Source organism: Blastococcus sp. SYSU DS0828, assembly GCF_054050975.1.
In genome coordinates, this window is record NZ_JBJHAK010000001.1 from 135,985 (window position 1) to 150,999 (window position 15,015).

15 protein-coding genes and 1 pseudogene are annotated in these 15,015 nt (G+C 74.1%); 10 read left to right on the forward strand and 6 right to left on the reverse strand.

Annotated elements, in window-relative coordinates; all coding sequences use genetic code 11:
• Positions 1 to 360: 360 nt before the first annotated feature.
• The 3 genes from ACI79Q_RS00660 to ACI79Q_RS00670 all read right to left on the reverse strand — a co-directional run bounded on the left by ACI79Q_RS00660 (position 361) and on the right by ACI79Q_RS00670 (position 2,417).
• Positions 361 to 1,527: an MFS transporter gene (locus ACI79Q_RS00660; protein ID WP_456587962.1), complete on the reverse strand. Its 1,167-nt coding sequence runs from the start codon at positions 1,525 to 1,527 to the stop codon at positions 361 to 363.
• A gap of 56 nt (positions 1,528 to 1,583) precedes the next feature.
• Positions 1,584 to 1,889: a muconolactone Delta-isomerase family protein gene (locus ACI79Q_RS00665; protein WP_456587963.1), complete on the reverse strand. Its 306-nt coding sequence runs from the start codon at positions 1,887 to 1,889 to the stop codon at positions 1,584 to 1,586.
• Positions 1,890 to 2,102: 213 nt separating this feature from the next.
• Entirely contained in the window at positions 2,103 to 2,417 is a 315-nt protein-coding gene (locus tag ACI79Q_RS00670) for a hypothetical protein (RefSeq protein WP_456587964.1), read from the reverse strand.
• A gap of 250 nt (positions 2,418 to 2,667) precedes the next feature.
• Between ACI79Q_RS00670 and ACI79Q_RS00675 the strand changes: the two genes are divergently transcribed.
• Positions 2,668 to 4,119 carry an NAD-dependent succinate-semialdehyde dehydrogenase gene (locus tag ACI79Q_RS00675; RefSeq protein ID WP_456587965.1) on the forward strand — a complete coding sequence of 484 codons (1,452 nt, stop codon included), beginning with the start codon at positions 2,668 to 2,670 and terminating at the stop codon, positions 4,117 to 4,119.
• Between the two features lie 76 nt (positions 4,120 to 4,195).
• Here ACI79Q_RS00675 and ACI79Q_RS00680 read toward each other — a convergent pair whose 3' ends face one another.
• A complete protein-coding gene (locus ACI79Q_RS00680) occupies positions 4,196 to 6,019 on the reverse strand; it encodes a flavin-containing monooxygenase (RefSeq protein ID WP_456613927.1) in 1,824 nt (607 codons plus the stop codon).
• A 116-nt stretch (positions 6,020 to 6,135) separates the two neighbouring features.
• Between ACI79Q_RS00680 and ACI79Q_RS00685 the strand changes: the two genes are divergently transcribed.
• The 3 genes from ACI79Q_RS00685 to ACI79Q_RS00695 all read left to right on the forward strand — a co-directional run bounded on the left by ACI79Q_RS00685 (position 6,136) and on the right by ACI79Q_RS00695 (position 8,932).
• Positions 6,136 to 7,332, forward strand: coding sequence for a GAF domain-containing protein (locus ACI79Q_RS00685; protein WP_456587967.1), 1,197 nt, complete (start codon positions 6,136 to 6,138; stop codon positions 7,330 to 7,332).
• Between the two features lie 77 nt (positions 7,333 to 7,409).
• Positions 7,410 to 8,408: a YihY/virulence factor BrkB family protein gene (locus ACI79Q_RS00690; protein ID WP_456599269.1), complete on the forward strand. Its 999-nt coding sequence runs from the start codon at positions 7,410 to 7,412 to the stop codon at positions 8,406 to 8,408.
• 173 nt (positions 8,409 to 8,581) lie between these two features.
• Positions 8,582 to 8,932: a nuclear transport factor 2 family protein gene (locus ACI79Q_RS00695; protein ID WP_456613928.1), complete on the forward strand. Its 351-nt coding sequence runs from the start codon at positions 8,582 to 8,584 to the stop codon at positions 8,930 to 8,932.
• Between the two features lie 16 nt (positions 8,933 to 8,948).
• Here ACI79Q_RS00695 and ACI79Q_RS00700 read toward each other — a convergent pair whose 3' ends face one another.
• Positions 8,949 to 9,650, reverse strand: a complete 702-nt coding sequence (locus tag ACI79Q_RS00700) for a DUF4383 domain-containing protein (protein WP_456613929.1) — start codon at positions 9,648 to 9,650, stop codon at positions 8,949 to 8,951.
• 140 nt (positions 9,651 to 9,790) lie between these two features.
• The gene (locus tag ACI79Q_RS00705) at positions 9,791 to 11,356 is read right to left on the reverse strand and encodes a phospholipase D-like domain-containing protein (protein WP_456613930.1); all 1,566 of its coding nucleotides are present in this window, start codon (positions 11,354 to 11,356) and stop codon (positions 9,791 to 9,793) included.
• Positions 11,357 to 11,568: 212 nt separating this feature from the next.
• Between ACI79Q_RS00705 and ACI79Q_RS00710 the strand changes: the two genes are divergently transcribed.
• The 6 genes and pseudogenes from ACI79Q_RS00710 (at position 11,569) to ACI79Q_RS00735 (ending at position 14,985) form a co-directional block, all read left to right on the forward strand.
• Positions 11,569 to 11,910: a hypothetical protein gene (locus ACI79Q_RS00710; protein ID WP_456613931.1), complete on the forward strand. Its 342-nt coding sequence runs from the start codon at positions 11,569 to 11,571 to the stop codon at positions 11,908 to 11,910.
• On the forward strand, positions 11,907 to 12,473 hold the full coding sequence (locus ACI79Q_RS00715; RefSeq protein ID WP_456613932.1) for an RNA polymerase sigma factor: 567 nt from the start codon (positions 11,907 to 11,909) through the stop codon (positions 12,471 to 12,473). The genes ACI79Q_RS00710 and ACI79Q_RS00715 overlap by 4 nt, the downstream gene beginning before the upstream one ends.
• Entirely contained in the window at positions 12,460 to 13,068 is a 609-nt protein-coding gene (locus ACI79Q_RS00720; protein ID WP_456613933.1) for a methylated-DNA--[protein]-cysteine S-methyltransferase, read from the forward strand. The genes ACI79Q_RS00715 and ACI79Q_RS00720 overlap by 14 nt, the downstream gene beginning before the upstream one ends.
• An 18-nt stretch (positions 13,069 to 13,086) precedes the next feature.
• Positions 13,087 to 13,479 (forward strand): annotated as a pseudogene (locus tag ACI79Q_RS00725) (SDR family NAD(P)-dependent oxidoreductase); the annotation flags it as partial.
• Positions 13,383 to 13,934, forward strand: coding sequence for an SDR family NAD(P)-dependent oxidoreductase (locus tag ACI79Q_RS00730; RefSeq protein ID WP_456614020.1), 552 nt, complete (start codon positions 13,383 to 13,385; stop codon positions 13,932 to 13,934). The pseudogene ACI79Q_RS00725 and the gene ACI79Q_RS00730, both read left to right, overlap by 97 nt.
• Positions 13,935 to 14,100: 166 nt before the next feature.
• The gene (locus ACI79Q_RS00735; protein ID WP_456613934.1) at positions 14,101 to 14,985 is read left to right on the forward strand and encodes an NmrA family NAD(P)-binding protein; all 885 of its coding nucleotides are present in this window, start codon (positions 14,101 to 14,103) and stop codon (positions 14,983 to 14,985) included.
• The last annotated feature ends 30 nt before the right edge of the window (positions 14,986 to 15,015 follow it).

Sequence of the window (15,015 nt, forward strand, 5' to 3'; positions counted from 1 at the left end):
TCCCCTCCGTGGTCCCCCGCGCCGATCGGCGCGGACGTCTCTGCCGTCCGGTCGGGCGGCGCCGCGTCACCCACCGCTCCGGTCGCGGGGCGCGGTCTGGCGTGGCGGGGCGAGCCGTGCTGAGGGTCGGCGGCGAGGGCGCCCCACCAGGCTGACCGGCATCGGGACCTCCGCAGCGGTGCGACCAACGCGTGATCCAGCTCACATGCCGGTCCCTCCCGTCCGCAATCGGGCACGGCACCGGTCCGCGCGGCGGCTACCCGATCCGCGGCTACCTACGACGCGGTGTGAGGGCGTCGACCCCGAGACGTCACCTCGCTCGTCGGGTGCAGGAGCGGCGCCCCCGACCCCGCACCGCGGTCAGGTGCGACCGACGCTGAGCACGGTCAGGTAGGCGGCCAGCCCCAGGGCGAGGCAGCCGGCGATCACCGGGGCGTAGGACCCGGAGGCATCGACGGTCGCACCGGCGAGCGGCGCTCCCACGGCCGAGCCGAGGCCGGCGCTGGTGTACAGCACCCCCAGCAGGCCGCCCAGGCGGGTGGTGCCGAAGCGCTCGGCGACGACCGCGGGACCGATCGCGACGAACCCTCCGTAGCCCACCCCGAGCACCACGGCGAAGGCGGCCAGCACGCCGTACCCGCCACCGACCCCCCACAGCGCGAAGCTCACGGCCATCGTCAGGAAGCACCCCTGGAAGGCGCGCAACGTCCCGGTCCGCGCGGCAACCAGTCCGAGCAGCAGCCGGCCGGCGGTGCTCGCCGCGCCGATCACCCCGACCAGCGCGGCCGCCGCGACCCGGTCGATCCCGGCCTGCTCGGCGTACCCGGGCAGGTGCACGAAGGGCACGAACAGCGCGACGGCCATGAGGCCCGACGCCAGGTACAGCCGCCGGTAGTCCCGGTTCCGGACGGCCTCACGCAGCGTCAGCGCCGCCGGGCCGGTCTGCACCGGCGGGCGCTGCACGACCGCGGCGCACACCAGCAGGACGACCGCGCCGGCCAGTCCGAGCACGAGGTGCGTGTTCCGCCAGCCCAGCTCGCCGATCAGGGCAGCCGCCAGGGGCGCGACGGTGAGCGTGCCCAGGCCGATCCCCGTCACCGCCACCCCGACGGCGATGGTCCGCCGTCCCTCGAACCACCCGCTGACGACGGCGACCATCGGGACGTACGCGCAGGCCACCCCGATGCCCACCCCCAGGCCGTAGGTGAGCAGCCCGATCCACAGCTCGCCGGCCTGCGAGGTCGCGGTCAGCCCGGCCCCGAGCGCGACGCCGCCGACCAGCAGCACCCGCCGGGGGCCGTAGCGGTCCACCGCGACGCCGCTGAGCGCGCCGAGGCCGAAGTAGGTGAGCGAGGTCAGCGCGAAGAAGGCCGACGTGGCACCCCGGCCGGAGCCGAACTCCGCCGCCATGGGCTCGAGGAACGCGCCGAAGGAGTAGGCGATCCCGAACGAGACGAACATGCCCGCGAACGCCGCGGCGACCATGACCCAGCCACGGCCCGTGTCGACGGCTGCCGAGGGGCGCATGGCGGAGGACGATACGAGATCGCCGCGGGTGAGCCCGGGAGGCCGGGCGTCCGGGGTCAGGGCTGCCAGCGTCCGCGGACGTCCTCGGCGAAGGCCGCGTACTCCCGGATCGGGAGCACCTCCTCCAGGGTCAGGTGGTGACTCATCGGTAGGGCGCCCATCACGACCTGGTCGAGCTGGTCGTGCGACTCAACGTCGACGACCCCGATGACCCGGCGTTGCCCGGCGACCTTGTACAGGTTCTTGACGAGCCCCGCCTCCATCGCGCCGAGCGCCGCCTCCGTCTCCCGCTCCCACTCGTCCCAGAAGGCGTCCCGGTCCAGCCGGGTGTGGTCGACGCGGAGGCTGACGTAGAACAGCATCGGGGCGCTCCTGGGATCCGCACGGCGTCCGGCCGGCGCCGGTTCTGTCGGGACGGCCGCAGTGTGTCCGCCCCCGCCCCCTCGGGACAAGAGGCCGGGCCCCGCGCCCGGGCACGGAGGGTCCGACGGCGCTCCGGGCGGGGGTGGCCAGGGTGGGACGTCGACGCGCGAGCGCCCGGGCGTCTCAGGCGCCTCGGGCCCGCTCCCCGCGCCTCAGCCGCGGTCGACCGGGCGGCGGAACAGCTCCCCGACCCGCGAGGGCGGTTGCTCCGCGGGCGGCCGGGGGCGCTGCCGCGCGCCCACGGCGTGCGCGCCGGCCGGCCGGGGCCGGGCGGCCTCGGTGAGCCGCTCGTGGGCGAGGTAGTGCTGCACGACGTCCGGGGCCGCTCGGTGACCGCGGGCGGCGACGTCGTGCCGCGCCTCCCACTCGCAGACCCGCTTCTCGAACTCCGTCATCTGCAGCGGATCCGGCGCCCGGCGCCCGCGCCCGGCCCCCGGTCCCCCCTGTGCGTTCTCCCTGGTGGTCATCCCGCCTCCTCGAGGCCGCTGGTGAGGACCACGGTGCTCCTCCCGGCGCCGCGGGGGCAGGGCGGAAGGTCCCTGCCCGCTCCGCGCGGCCGTCCCACGCACGCGTGCCGGAACGGGCCACTCCGCCGAGCGCACCGTGGCGCGTGTCACCATCGCCCAGGCAGCAGGACCGCTCGCAGTACCGGCCCCGACGCTCCGAGCAGGCGGGCCCGGGCTCCGGACGCGCAGGACACCCAGTGGAGGGCGTGTGATGACGCAGGACCAGGGCCGCACGATCTACGTCGACGGGCAGTGGTGCCCGGCCGACGGAGGTGCCTCCTTCGACGTCACGGACCCGGCCACGGGGCAGGTCATCGGGCAAGCCGCGGACGGTGGCCGGGCGGAGACCGAAGCGGCGATCGCCGCCGCGGAGCGCGCGCTGCCGGCGTGGTCCGGGGCGACGGCCTACCAGCGCGCGGCCGTGCTGGCGAAGGCCGACGGCCTGATGCGCGAGCGCCGCAGGGAGCTGGCCGCGCTGATGACCCGGGAGCAGGGCAAGCCGCTCAAGGCCGCCATGAACGAGGTGGCGTACGCCGCGGACTTCCTGGCCTGGTTCGCCGAGGAGGCCAAGCGCATCGGCGGCGTGACGATCCCCTCGGCGCGGGCCGACCAGCGGTTCCTGACCATGCGCCAGGCGGTCGGTGTGGTCGCGGCCATCACCCCGTGGAACTACCCGATCTCGATGCTCACCCGCAAGCTCGCGCCGGCCATCGCGGCCGGGTGCACCTCGGTGCTCAAGCCGGCGGACCAGACGCCGCTCTGCGCGGTCGCGACGGTGCAGCTGCTCGCCGACGCCGGCGTTCCCGCCGGCGTGGTCAACATGGTCACGACCACCCGGGCGGCGGAGGTCGGCGACACGCTGCTGGCGTCACCGGTGGTCCGGAAGCTCACCTTCACCGGCTCCACTGCGGTGGGGAAGATGCTCGCCGCGAAGGCCGCGGCCACGCTGAAGCGGGTGTCGGTGGAGCTGGGCGGGCACGCACCGTTCCTCGTGTTCCCCGACGCCGACCCCGTCCGCGCGGCCAAGGGCGCGGCGCTGGTGAAGTTCCTCAACACCGGGCAGGCGTGCATCAGCCCGAACCGCATCTACGTGCACCGCTCCCTCTACGACACCTTCCTCACGACGCTCGAGCAGCGGATCGCGGCGCTCCGCATCGGCCAGGGCGACCAGGACGGGGTCACCATCGGCCCGCTCGTGGACGAGCGCGCCGTGGCGAAGATGGAGGCCCAGGTGCTCGACGCGCGCACCCGGGGCGCCCGGGTCGTCGTCGGTGGCGAGCGGGTCCAGGTCGACGGGCTCGACGGGACGACCTTTTTCGCCCCCACGCTGCTGGCCGACGTGACGCCGGACATGCTCGTCTCCCGCGAGGAGACCTTCGGCCCGATCGCCGCGGTCACCCCGTTCGACGACGAGGACGAGGTCATCGCCCGGGCGAACGACACCGAGTACGGCCTCGCCGCGTACGTCTACACCAACGACCTGTCGACGGCGATCCGGGTGACCGAGCAGCTGCGTTTCGGGATGGTCGGGATCAACGACATCAATCCCACGTCCGCCGCGGCGCCCTTCGGCGGGGTGAAGGCGAGCGGCCTCGGCCGCGAGGGCGGGTACGAGGGCATCGACGAGTACCTCGACACCAAGCTCGTCGGCATCTCCGTCTGACGCCCCGCCGCCCGGGTGGCGGGGCGCGGCGGGGCCTGCGGCCCCCGCTCCGCCGGGAGCGGGTGCCGGGCGGCGGTCACCTGAGGTGGTGCACCTCCTGGAGGCGGTGGACGGGGGTCGGGATCCGCTCGTAGCGCGCCTTCAGCTGCAGCGCGAGGTACAGCGAGTAGTGCCGCGACTGGTGCAGGTTCCCGCCGTGGAACCACAGCGCCTCCTGCTGGGTGGGCTTCCACATGTTGCGCTGCTCGCCCTCCCAGGGCCCGGGGTCCTTGGTGGTGTCCGAGCCGAGGCCCCACACCTTGCCGACCCTGTCGGCCACCTCCTGGCTGATCAGGTCGGCCGCCCAGCCGTTCATCGACCCGTACCCGGTGGCGTAGACGACGAGGTCGGCCGGCAGCTCGGTGCCGTCCTCCAGGACGACGGCGTCCTCGGTGAGGTGGTCGACGATCCCGTGGGCCAGCTTCACCTCGCCGTTCGCGACCAGCTCGGCAGCCCCCACGTCGATGTAGTAGCCGGAGCCGCGGCGCAGGTACTTCATGAACAGGCCGGAGCCGTCCTCGCCGAAGTCGAGCCAGAACCCGGCCTTCTCGAGCCGGTCGTAGAAGTCGGCGTCGCGCTCCTTCATCTGGTCGTACAGCGGGATCTGGAACTCGTGCATGATCCGGTACGGCAGCGAGGCGAAGATCAGGTCCGCCTTCTCCGTCGTGACGCCGGCGGCCAGCGCCTGCTCGGAGTAGAGCGCGCCGAGCCCGATCTCCATGAGGGTGTCGCTCTTGACGATGTGCGTCGAGGAACGCTGCACCATGGTGACGTCGGCGTCGTTCTCCCAGAGGGCCCCGCAGATGTCGAAGGCGGAGTTGTTGCTGCCGATGACGACCGCCTTCTTCCCGGCGTAGGCGTCGGGGCCCGGGTGCGCCGACGAGTGGTGCTGGTCGCCGCGGAAGACGTCCTGGCCGGGGATGACCGGGACGTTCGGCTTGCCGGACATCCCGGTGGCCAGCACGACGTGCGCCGGGCGCAGGGTGAGTGGCTTGCCGTGCCGCTCGACCTGGACGGTCCACTCCCCCTTCTCGGGCGAGTAGGCGGCCGTCGTGGCCACCGTGCTGCCCCAGTACGGGACCTCCATGACCGTGACGTAGGACTCGAGCCAGTCGCCGATCTTGTCCTTGGGTGAGAACACCGGCCAGTTGTCCGGGAACTTAAGGTACGGCAGGTGGTCGTACCAGACCGGATCGTGCAGGCACAGCGACTTGTACCGGCCGCGCCACTGGTCCCCCGGCCGGTCGTGCTTGTCGACGACGAGAGCCGGCACGCCGAGCTGCCGCAGCCGGGCGCCCAGAGCGATGCCGCCCTGGCCGCCGCCGACGACGAGCACGTAGGGCTGGACACTGACCCCCAGCTCGGCCTCCTCCTTCTCCCGCCGCTCCAGCCAGGTGAGGCGGTGCTTGTTCGCCCCGTGCTCGGCGCCCATCGGCCGAGCGGCGCCACGTGGCTCCTCGTGGCCCTTGAGCTCGTGCATCGTGGTGAGGAACGTCCACGCCTTCGGCGCACCGTCCTCCTCGACCAGGCGCACCAGCCCGGTGCCGCGGCCCACGGCTGTCTCGAAGGTGAACCACGCGGTGGTGACGCCGTCGGCCTCCTCGGGCGGCTCCGCCACGGTGAACGACGACGGGTCGGTGCGCTCCAGCGTCTGGGTCAGCAGGTCGCTCACGCCGGCCGGGTTCTCGACGGTGGTGATGTTCCAGCTGAAGGCGATCAGGTCGCGCCAGAAGCTGGTGGCGGCGAACATGCCGGCCGCACGCGCGACGTCGCGGGCGCGCAGCGCGTCGGCGAAGTCGGCGAGCCAGCGCTCGCCCCGCTGCGCCGGGGCCTGCGTGGTCGTGTCGAGGGTCTGCGTCATGGCTACCTCCCGCGGGCACGGGTCGACGTGGTGTGATGTGCAGCACAGCGCCCGGGGGTCGGCGGCGGAAGCGTTGCAGCGTGTTGCACGCGGCCGGGGCGAGGTGGAGGTGCGGCGTGACCGGCTACTCGGCGATCGCTCCCGGTACCGACCTGTCGCAGCACGCCCGCGTGCTGGTGCGCGTGCACGACGCGGTGATCGGGGGCAGCCGGCCGCCCGTCCGCCCCCGCGGGGTCGTCGCGCGCTCGTGGTCACGGGTCCTGGGCCTCGGGCTCGACCCGTCGCGCACCAACGCCCGCGAACCGCTGTGCCCCGCCGAGGTCGAGCGCCGACGCCGGTGCTCGCCCCTGCTGCCGGTGATCGGTGAGCTGCGGCAGGTCCTCGGCAGCGTGGCGGACGCGTCGGCCTTCCTCATGGTCGTCACCGACGCCGACGGCGTCCTCCTCTGGCGGGAGGGATCGGCCCGGGTGCGGCTGCGCGCCGACGCCCTGGGCTTCACCGAGGGCGCCCGGTGGACCGAGCAGACCGTCGGCACCAACGCCATCGGGACGGCGTTGGCCGAGGCGGCGCCGGTGCAGTTGTTCTCCGCCGAGCACTTCGAGCAGGCCCAGCACCCCTGGTACTGCACGGCCGCGCCGATCCACCACCCCGTCAGCGGTGAGCTGCTCGGCGTCGTCGATGTCAGCGGGCCCGCGCTGACCCTGCACCCGGTCATCGCGGCGCTCGTCGAGACCGCCGTCCGGCTGGCAGAAGCCCAGCTGTGGCGGCACCACGAGCAGCGCCTGGAGCGGTTGCGCCGCTCGGCCCGCGGCGTGCTGGCCACCGTCTCCGGCCCGCTGCTGCTGGTCGACGAGCACGGCTGGGTCGCGCACCGGTCGGGTATCGCCGCGCGCGACCGGGTCGCGGTGCCGCGCGATGGCACGGTGCTCGCCGTCCCGGGCCTCGGGCTGTGCACGCCCGAACGCGTCGGTGAGGGCTGGCTGGTCCGGCCGCACGACCCCGGGGACGCCGTCGCCGCCGAACTGGACCTCACCGGCCCACCCGTGCTCCGCCTCCGGTCCCGCCGTGACCCGTGGGTCACCCCGCTGACCCGCCGGCACGCCGACCTCCTGCTCCTGCTGCACCAGGCCGGCCGGGCGGGGCTGGGCGCCGACCGGTTGAGCACCGCGCTCTTCGGCGACGCGGCGCACTGCGTCACCGTCCGGGCGGAGATGTCCCGGCTGCGGAAGGTGGTCGGCGGCCTGGTGACCACCAACCCCTACCGCCTGGCCGCCGGGGTCACGCTGACGGTGCTCCGCCCCGAGGAGGGCTGACGCGCACCGGCGACGGCGAGGCGCGCGGTCGGCCCCGTCGCCGTTGCGACCACCCGCCTCCGGGGGTGGGATGAGTCATGGCTGTGGCCCGGCACGGGCGTCCCCCGACCGGCACCGAGGACCGGGAGGACGGGACCGAGCGGTACGACGCGGACTCGCCGCACCGCATCTCCGCCGCGGGTTGGCGGGCTCTGCTGGCGCGAGCCGTCCGGCAGCTGCTCACCGATCGGCTGATGGTCCAGAGCGCCGGGGTGGCGTTCTTCGCCGTCCTGTCGGTCGCCCCGGTGCTGGTGACCGCCGTGTCGATCTACGGCGTCGTGAACACCCCCGGAACGGCGCTCGAGCAGCTGTCCGAGGTGGCGGACGTGCTGCCCGACGACCTCGAGTCGATCGTCGCCGACCAGCTCACGACGATCACCGCCGCGTCGGCCCAGGTGCTCACCTTCCGGGGGCTCACCGGCCTCCTCGTGGCCCTCTGGACGGCGACGACCGCGATGACGTACCTCATCGACGGCGTCTGCATCGCCTACCACCAGACGGAGACGCGCGGTCTGCTGCGCCGCAGTGGCCTGGCCCTGCTCTTCGTGCTCGCCGGCGCCGTGGGGCTCGCCGGCCTGATCGCCGCGGCGGGGGTCGTCGGCGCCCGGCTCGCTGGCGCCCCCGGTCCGGTCCGCGCCGCCGCGTCGGTGCTGTCCTGGATTGCGCTGGCCGTGCTCATGGTGGCGGCCCTCACGGTCCTCTACCGGTTGGCCCCGGACCGCCGGGACGCGCGGTGGCGGTGGCTCACGGCCGGATCGGTGCTGACGACGCTGGTCTGGCTCGGCACCACCCTGGCCTTCTTCTCCTACGTGCAGAGCCTGGGCAGCTACCAGTCGACCTACGGCTCCCTCGCGGGCGTGGCGATCAGCATGTTCTGGCTGTGGACGACGGTCGCCCTCATCTTCCTCGGTGCCGCGGTGAACGCCGAGACCGAGCGGCAGACCGTGCGCGACTCGACGGTCGGGCCGGAGCAGCCGCTCGGCCGACGAGGTGCCGTCGTGGCCGACAGCGCGCCGCCGTACCCGGGCGAGGACTGAACCGGTACGCGCCGGCCCCTCCGGCATCCCGGTCACCCGCCCACCGCGCTCCCGGGACCGTGCGCCGACGGGCGCCGCAGCAGCGCCCACGAGGTCCCCGGCCGCGCTACCGTCCGCGTCCTGGCCCGCTGCTGCAGCCCTTCCTACGACGTCGTCCCGGAGGTGGACCGGAGGTGACCGCCGACCGCGAGGCCCTGCTGCGCTCGCTGTACGACGCGTTCGACGCGCGCGACATCGAGACGGTGGTGGCGGCGATGACGCCGGATGTGGACTGGCCCAACGGCCGGCAGGGCGGCCGGCTCGTCGGGCGTGACGCCGTCCGCCAGTACTGGGAGCGCCAGTGGGCCGAGATCCGGCCGAACCTGCGGCCGACCGCCGTCTCCGAACGCGGGGACGGCTCGGTCGAGGTCGACGTCCGGCAGGTGTTCCGCGACCCCGGCGGTCTCGTCCTGGAGCGCTCCGACGTCCGCCACGTCTACACCTTCGACGGTCACCTCGTGCGGCGCATGGACGTCGAGCGGTAGCGGCCGACGAGGCCGGTCAGCGGGCTCCGGAGTCGAACTCCATCCACGTTCTCCGCCGGTCCTTCCGGGAGCGCGCCTGCGTCATGGCCTCCACCCGGCGACGCTGCTCGTCGGTCGCGTTCCCCTGGGCGACGGCCCGCTCGGCCTCGTGCATCGCCTCCTCGGCCGCGGACTCCGCCGGCGTCTGCGGGGTCTCCTCCACCGGACTGGACTCGTCCCCCGGCTGCTCCGGTGACCGGTAGGGGCTCTCGGCCGGGAGGTTGCCGCTGATCCGGCCGTAAGCGCCGAGCAGCAGCAGGACCAGGCCGACGACGGCCGAGAAGACCACGTTGCTGAAGTCGAAGGCGAAGACGTTGAAGTCGGTGCGCAGCACCGCCAGGTTGCCCAGTGCCGACACGAGGAACAGCACCCCGACGGCGATCATGACCGTCGAGGCGACCCGCGCTCCCGCCAGCGCGCCGCCGATCAGCACGAGCCCGACGATCACGGAGACGGTGGACAGCAGACCGTTCGTCGACATGCCCACCACCGATTCGCCGGTGGTCGAGAAGAACGGCAGCCCGCGGGCGAAGCCGAGTACCGCGAACACCAGCAGGACGACACCCACGACGCCCGCTCCCACGCGGTGCACCATGAGCACCCGGTTCCGCACGGCCCGCCGGTCCGCCGGCGACGGCGATGTCGTGGTCGATCGCTGCGGGTCACTCCTGCGGGTCATCGGAAGGGTCCCTCCCTCGGATACCGAGGCGATTGGCGCCTACGCCTCCTGACGTCCGTACCGGCCTGTCTCCGATGAACGAGCCGGGCGCCGGCGGAGTGCCCGCCCGAGCACCGGTCCGGGGCGATCGGCGCGGGAAGTCAGGCGCGGACCCGGTTCCCCGGCCGACGGCGGCGGGCGAAGAAGCGCTCGACCCGGCGCCACCGGTTCGGTGTCTTCTCGGGATCCATGACCTCCGACTCCGCCAGCGCCCGGTCGGCCGGGCCGAGCTGCGGCGGCTCGAACGGCACCAGCGAGCGGCCGGTCGGGCGGCGCAGTCGCTCGATGCCCCGCACCAGGGAGCCGGTGCCGGCGATCGCGGCGGTGACCTCCTCCGGCGCGCAGCCCAGGTGCTCGGCGATCAGCCGGTCCCGGAAGGCGACGATCGTGTCGGCCAGCCCGTCGGCCCCGGGCCGTCCCTCGACCGCCTCGATCGCCAGATCGCACTCGGTGTCCAGGCCCATCGAGCGGTTGTTCACGTTGCTGGAGCCGATGCGGAGCAGCCGGTCGTCGACGACGGTGATCTTGGCGTGCACGTAGATGTGCGCGCGCCGCTCGGTCACCGGGGTGTAGATCCGGAACCGGTCGTGCACGTCGGCCTCGCGGACGATCTTCAGCGCCCGGGCACGCGCGGTGCCCATCGCCTTCTCCGAGAGCCAGCCGTCGGCCGTCCAGGGGTTGACCACGACCACGTCGGGGCCGTCGGGCTCGCGCAGCCGTTCGGCGATGGCCTCGGCGATCCGCCGGCTGGCGAAGTACTGGCTCTCCACGTAGAGCGCCCGGCGGGCACCGGCGATCAGGGCCAGCCACAGCAGCTCGACCTCGTGCACCAGCGGTGTGCCACCGTGCTCGGGCCGGGTGCGGGAGATCGCCACGTCCACGTCGGTGAGCAGGGGCTCGACACCCTCGGGCCAGTGGTCCCGTTCCTCGGGCAGGGGCTCGAGCCGCTCACCGGTGCCGCTCTCCCACCGTTCGCGGGCCAGCTCGGCGAGAGCCCGTGCGGCAGGGCCGGTCATGATGCTGGTCGCGTCGTGCCACGGTCCGGTGAGCCGACCCGGTGCGGGCCCGGTCGCCGGCCGGCAGCGGTGCGGGTTGTCATCGGCGTGGTCGGAGGTGTCCCAGCGGTCCGCGGTGACGTCGATGCCGCCGGCGAACGCCAGGGAGTCGTCGATCACCACGATCTTCTGGTGGTGCGCGCCGCCGACCGGGTGGTGGGTGTCGACGGCGAGGGTGAGCCGTTCGGGGGCGCGCCGGTCCAGGAGCACGATCGGCTTCAGCCCCCGGCCGAGCGCGCGCAGCATCCCCAGGTCCCACTGCAGGACGCCGACGTGCAGGTCCGGGTTCTGCTCCACCGCCCGCTCGAGCACGTCGCCCAGCCGGTCGTTCTCGGGCCGGCCGCCGTCCAGCGGGTCGAGCCGGATGCGGGGATCGAAGTCCCAGCCGATGAACAGCACCCGGCGCCGGGCACCCAGCACGGCGCGCTTGAGGGTGGCGAAGTACCCGGCCGCGTCGACGAAGACCGCGAACCGGGTGGCCTGCTCGATCCGCCAGCAGGTCTCGCCGGGGACCAGCAGCCGTGCGCCCTGCTCGGGCGCACCGACGTCCCCACCCGGCGGGGCGGAGAGCCTGAGCCCGGGATCGGTCCTCGCCTCGCCGCCGCCCGTCACACCGGCAGTCTGCCCGGCGCCGAGGGCGGGGACCAACGCCCACCCCCCGGGACGCCCCGATCGGGTCCTCGGCCGCGGGTGGCCGGGCTCGCCGCCGCGAGCGCGCTCGGGAGCCCGGCGCGCGGCTCCGGACCTCACACCGGAGCACCGGCCGGCGTCTGCCCTCCGAGCCCGAGCGGCGGGCAGCACCGGAACCTGCAGGAGGTCGATCGATGAGCGGCTGGTCGGTGATCGCCGGAGCCGTGTCCACGGGCGTGTTCGCCCTCGCGTCCCTGCCCATGGTGGTCAAGGCGGCACGCACCAGGGACCTCGCGTCCTACAGCGGAGGCAACCTCGCCCTGGCCAATGCCGGGAACGTCATCCACTGGCTGTACCTGGTGCACCTGCCGGTCGGCCCGGTATGGGCGCTGCACGCCTTCAACTCCACCGTGGCCGCGCTCATGTTCAGCTGGTGGCTGCGCGGGCGCCGGCGTCGGGCCACCCTCGGCCCGGACGTCGCCGCGCGTGCCGAGGTGGCCATGTCCGGCCGCGAGACCGTCCGCCGACTTCGATGAGCGACACTGCGACACCGCAGACCTCACCGATCGACCCGCCGAGGCGTCTACCTGCCGTGCTGCCCTTCGAAGAGATCGTCGCCCGCCACGGCGCTACGGTCCTGCGCGTGTGCCGGGCCGGGGTCGGCTCGGTCGACGCCGAGGACGCGTGGTCGGAGACCTTCCTCGCCGCCCTCCGCGCCTACCCCGGGCTCCCGGAGGACACGAACTGGGAGGCCTGGCTGGTGACCGTCGCCCACCGCAAGGCCGTCGACCTGCACCGCGCCGCACGACGCCGGGCCGTGCCCGTCGAGCCGGTCCCCGAACCCGCCGGGGGCGCCGACGGGGCGGACGAGGAGGTCGACCGGCACGGCGACCTGTACGACGCGCTGCGCCGGCTGCCGGACAAGCAACGCCAGGCGGTCGCGTACCACCACCTCGCCGGTCTGCCGCACCGCGAGGTCGCCGCCGTGCTGGGCGGCACCGAAGCGGCCGCCCGTCGAGCCTCGGCCGACGGGATCAGGGCGCTGCGCGCCCGCTACCACGATGTCGGACTGGAGGAGACCGTCGATGGACGACCGTGATCCCGGGCTGTTCGCCCGGCTCGACGACGACCTCGCCCCGGCGTTGGAGCGCCTGCACGCCCGGCTGGTGGCCGAGGCCGAGCACGAGGGACTGCTCGACGTCGCCTACCGCGTCATGGACACACCGGTGGGGCCGCTGCTCCTCGCGGCCACCGAACACGGGCTGGTGCGCGTCGCCTACGCCCGTGAGGACCACGCTGCGGTGCTGGCCACGCTGGCCACCAGGATCGGCCCGCGGGTCCTGCGCGCCCCCGCTCGGCTGGAGGTCGCGGCCCGGCAGGTCGAGGAGTACTTCGCCGGTAGCCGCACGCAGTTCGACATCCCGCTGGATCTCCGGCTGGCCTCAGGGTTCCGGCGCAGCGTGCTCGAGACCCTGCGCACCGTCGACTACGGCACCACCCGCAGCTACGCCGGTGTGGCCGCCGCAGTCGGGAGTCCACGGGCCGTGCGGGCCGTCGGGACCGCCTGCGCGACCAATCCGCTGCCGGTCGTCGTCCCGTGCCACCGCGTCGTCCGCACCGACGGCACGATCGGCGCCTACATCGGTGGCGCCGAGGCCAAGCAGCGCCTGCTCTCCCTCGAAGGCGCCGCCTGACGGTCCGGCAGCGCGGCGGTGCCGGACGACCTCACATCCGACCCCGCCCGAACGTCTGCTCGGTACCGGCACCAGCGCCGGGGACCACGGCGACGCCCCATCGGCGCCCGAGCAGAGAGGACCCACCCCCATGTCCCGGATCGCACTCGTCACCGGATCCACCCGCGGCCTCGGCCGCGCCACCGCCGCAGAGCTCGCCCGTCGCGGCCACACGGTCGTCGTGGCGGGCCGGAACGCCGTCGCTGCCCGGGAGTCGCCGACCGGCTGCGGGACGAGGGGCACGACGCCGCGTACGTCGCCCTCGACGTCACGTCATCGGAGAGCGTCTCTGCAGCCGCCAAGGAGCTCGACTCCCGGTACGGCCGTCTCGACGTGCTGGTCAACAACGCCGGGATCCTTGCGGAGGCGACCGCGCCGGCAACGCAGGAGTTCACCGATCTCGAGGCTTTCGGCCGCACCTGGAGACGAACGTCGCCGGCGCGGTGACCGTCATCGAGCACTTCCTGCCCCTGCTGCGCCGCAGCGAGGCAGCCCGGGTCGTGAACGTCTCCTCGACCGTGGGCTCGCTGACCGACCAGTCCGACCCGGACTCGCCGTACTACGGCATGGTGGTGCCCGGGTACCAGGCGTCGAAGGCCGCGCTGAACAGCATCCCCATCGGCCTGGCGAAGCACCTGGCCGGGAGCTCCGCCAAGGTCACCTCGGTCTGCCCCGGCTGGGTGCAGACCGATCTGGCCCCCGGCAACCGCGAGCAGGCGCCGCTCACACCCGCCCAGGCGGCCGGGGTCGTGGTGCACGCGGCGACGCTGCCGGCCGAGGCGCCGTCGGGCACCTTCCTGGACGCCGACGGCATCGTGCCGTGGTGACCTCCGCCGGCGCGTCGTCCTCGCCGCCGGGCTCCCGGCGCCGGCACGGGCGACCACGCCGTGCGCCGTTCTTGTCGGTACCCCGCACCAGCATGTCTTGGCGGCACCGGTGGGGAACGAGCCGCGGGTGCAGTCCATGGCGGTTCCCGCACGCAGAGGAGGACCAGTGAAGATCGTCGTCACCACGCCCACCGGTTCCGTCGGCTCGCGCGTCGTGCGCCTGCTGCTGCAGGCCGGGCAGCGGCCGACGCTGCTGCTCCGGGACGCCGGCCGGCTCGACCCGGCCACCCGCGCCCTGGTCGACACGGTCGAGGGCGACCAGCGCGACCTCGACGTGGTGCTGCGCGCGACGGAGGGCGCCGACGCCCTGTACTGGGTCAACCCGCCCACCGACGACGACGACCCGATCGAGGCCCAGCGCCGGCTGGGCCGGATCGCCGCCCGCGCCGTGGTCGACAACGGCATCACGCGCACGGTGTTCCAGAGCAGCGTCGGTGCGGAGAAGCGCACGGGTGTCGGGGACATCGACGGCCTGGCCGCCACCGAGGTGGCGCTCGACGGCACCGGCGCCTCGGTCACCCATCTGCGCTGCGGCATGTTCTTCACCAACCTGCTGCTCGACCCGGGCCTCGACGAGGGCGTCTTCCGCGTCGCCCTGCCGGTGGACATGCCCCTGCCGTGGGTCGACCCGCGGGACGTCGGGGACGTCGCCGCCGTGCGCCTACTGTCCACCACCTGGTCCGGGCGGCACGTCCAAGCCGTCCACGGGCCCGAGGACCTCAGCTGGGCCCAGGTCGCGGACGTCGTGGCCGCGGCGACCGGACGCTCCGTTCGCGTCGAGCGCGTGCCCGACGACGCCATCCGTGCCGGGCTGCGGGCCGCGGGCCTCACCGATCCCCAGGTCGAGGCGATCCTCGGCATGAGCACCGGTCTCCGCGACGGGTTCGTCCCGGAGGACGGCCGGAGCCTGGTGACCACGACGCCCGGCACGCTTGCCGCCTGGGCGTACGAGCACGTGAACCGGCAGGTGGCCCCGGCGCTCGCGGGGTGAGCACCGGAGCGGCGTGACGGCGGCCGAGGT